Source organism: Pseudomonas sp. (genome assembly GCF_037994325.1).
Lineage (GTDB): Bacteria > Pseudomonadota > Gammaproteobacteria > Pseudomonadales > Pseudomonadaceae > Aquipseudomonas.
In genome coordinates, this window is record NZ_JBBNAH010000336.1 from 1 (window position 1) to 2,856 (window position 2,856).

At 62.3% G+C, this 2,856-nt stretch carries 3 protein-coding genes; 2 read left to right on the plus strand and 1 reads right to left on the minus strand.

Annotated elements, in window-relative coordinates:
* Positions 1–53 precede the first annotated feature (53 nt).
* A complete protein-coding gene (locus AAAB16_RS11355) occupies positions 54–1,415 on the minus strand; it encodes a formimidoylglutamate deiminase (protein WP_340663407.1) in 1,362 nt (453 codons plus the stop codon).
* Positions 1,416–1,531: 116 nt separating this feature from the next.
* On the opposite strand from AAAB16_RS11355, the gene hutC reads away from it, so the two are divergent.
* Entirely contained in the window at positions 1,532–2,284 is a 753-nt protein-coding gene (gene hutC, locus AAAB16_RS11360; RefSeq protein ID WP_340663408.1) for a histidine utilization repressor, read from the plus strand.
* A complete protein-coding gene (locus tag AAAB16_RS11365) occupies positions 2,281–2,844 on the plus strand; it encodes a HutD family protein (RefSeq protein WP_340663409.1) in 564 nt (187 codons plus the stop codon). The genes hutC and AAAB16_RS11365 overlap by 4 nt, the downstream gene beginning before the upstream one ends.
* Positions 2,845–2,856 lie beyond the last annotated feature (12 nt).

A 2,856-nucleotide genomic window follows, 5' to 3' on the forward strand; every position in this document is an offset into this window, starting at 1 on the left:
GCTGTGCGCACCATGGCGATAGCCGGGAAATCGCTTGGTGCGCGCAGCACGCCCTACAACATGGCCTTGAGCACGCCGGTAAACGCATGGGCGCTGGCCTGTTCATCCTTATGCCGCCCTTCACGGACCAGCCATTGGCCCGCCACCATCACATCACGCACCTGACGGTCGCCGCCGGCAAATAACCAGCGGTTAAGAATGGCGTCGCCTTCGGCGCAGGCAATGTATGGGTCGGCACCATCGAGCACGACAAAGTCCGCTCGCTTGCCCACCGCCAGCTCACCAATCGGTTGCCCGAGCGCTTGCGCACCGCCAGCCAGTGCAGCGTCGTACAGGGTGCGGCCAATCATCGGCTGGTCGCTGCGGTATAGGCGATTGCGCTTCTGGTCGCGCAGACGTTGGCCGTATTCCAGCCAGCGCAATTCCTCGGCCACGCTCACTGATATATGGCTATCGGAACCAATGCCTAAACGGCCGCCCTGGGCGAGGTAATCCACCGCCGGGAAAATACCGTCGCCGAGGTTGGCTTCGGTGGTCAGGCACAGGCCGGCAACCGCCTGGCTGGCGGCCATCTGCCGGACTTCTTCGGGGTTGGCGTGGGTGGCGTGCACCAGGCACCAGCGGTTATCCACTGGCGCATGGTCGAACAGCCATTGCAGCGGCCGCTTTTGGCTCCAGGCCAGGCAGTCGTCGACTTCCTTTTGCTGCTCGGCGATATGGATATGCACTGGGCTGCTGGTATCGCTCGCCGCCAACACCTGCTCGATTTGCCCAGGCGTTACCGCGCGCAAGGAGTGAAAGCACAGGCCCAGGCGCTGAGTCGTCGAGCCGGCCAAAGCGCTTTGTAGCTGTTGCTGCAAGGCGAGGTAACTGTCGCTGCTGTGGATAAACCGCCGCTGGCCTTCGTTAGGTGCCTGGCCGCCAAAGCCTGAGTGGCTATAGAGCACCGGCAGCAAGGTCAGGCCGATGCCGCTCTGCGTTGCAGCTTCACTGATACGCATGCCCAGCTCAGCCGGGTTGGCGTAGGCCTGGCCATGGCTGTCGTGGTGCACGTAGTGGAACTCGGCGACACTGGTGTAGCCAGCTTTGAGCATTTCGATATACAGCTGGCGGGCGATGATTTGAATCTGCTCAGGTGTCAGTTTGCCTACCAGGCGATACATCAGCTCGCGCCAGGTCCAGAAGCTGTCATTGGGGTTGCCGGCCACTTCCGCCAGGCCGGCCATCAGCCGTTGAAAGGCGTGGGAATGCAGGTTGGGCATGCCCGGCAGCAGCGGGCCGTTCAGGCGCTCGGCGCCGTCGGCATGGGCATCGCTTTGCAGCTGTTGCAGCAGGCCGTCGGCACCCACCTCCAGGCGCACATTGCGTGCCCAACCGCTGGCCAACAAGGCGCGCTCAGCATAAAAAACAGGCATATTCCGGGCGCTCCAAGGGCGGCTTCTAGGTTGTATATACATATACAGAGCCAGAGCGGAAACGTAAACTCTGGCCCACGTTGCGCCCGCAGCACTGAATTGCACAGGAGATTGCCGTGTCCGCTCCATCGTCCGAGATGGCCACTCTGGCCGCGCAGCTAGGCGAAGTGCCTGCGCCGCTGTATGCGCGGGTCAAGCAAATGATCAGCGCGCAAATTCACACTGGCGTGTGGCCGCCCCATCACCGCGTGCCCTCGGAAAGCGAGTTGGTCAGCCAACTGGGCTTTAGCCGCATGACCATCAACCGCGCCTTGCGCGAGCTCACGGCCGAAGGGCTGCTGGTGCGCATGCAGGGCGTCGGCACCTTTGTTGCCGAGCCCAAGGGTCAGTCGGCACTGTTTGAAGTGCACAACATTGCCGATGAAATCGCCGCCCGTGGTCATCGCCACCATTGTCTGGTGGTGCTCTTGGCGGAAGAAAAAGCCGGCGCCGAGCGGGCCATGGCCCTGGATGTGCGTGAAGGCGAGCGGGTGTTCCATTCGGTGATCGTGCATTTTGAGAACGATGTGCCGGTGCAGATAGAAGACCGCTACGTTAACGCCACGGTGGCCCCTGACTACCTGGCGCAGGATTTCACCGTGGCCACGCCTTATGCCTACCTGATGCAGATTGCGCCGATGAGCGAAGGCGAGCATGTGGTTGAAGCCATTCTGGCCGAACCGGCCGAATGCAAGCTGCTGCAGATTGAACGCGGCGAGCCTTGCCTATTGATTCGCCGTCGCACCTGGTCGGGGCGCCGCACCGTCACCGTTGCCCGCTTGCTTTACCCCGGTTCCCGTCATCGCCTGGAAGGGCGTTTTAGCTCATGACCTGGCAGGTGCTGCGCGCCGCCGACTACCCGCGTATGCCGTGGAAAAACGGCGGCGGCACGACCCTGGAAATGCTCCGCGATGGCGATGGCAGCGAGGCATTCAGCTGGCGCTTGTCGATTGCCGATATTGCCCAGCCAGGGCCGTTTTCCGTGTTTGCCGGCTACCAGCGCATCATCACCGTGCTTGAAGGGGACGGCATGCAATTGGCGGTGGATGGGCAACTGACCCGGCCGTTGCAGGCGTTCGATGCATTTGCCTTTTCTGGCGATAGCCACGTGCAATGCAGCCTGTTGGGTGGGGCGATTCGCGACTTCAACCTGATCTATGCGCCAGCCCGCTGCTCGGCTCGCTTGCAGTGGATGGCGGCGGGCGAAAGCACAGTGTTTAGCTCGGCGAAGACGTTGCTGGTGTTGAGTGCTGGCGATGGTTTGCGGGTGAGCGCGGCGGGCGAGGTCGCGCAGCTGCAACGCTACGATTGCTTGCACCTCGCCAGCAGCCAACTCCAGGAATTGCGCTGCCAGGCCCTTGACCCTTTTTGTCTGATTGAGCTGTCGTAGGGTGTGCTCGGC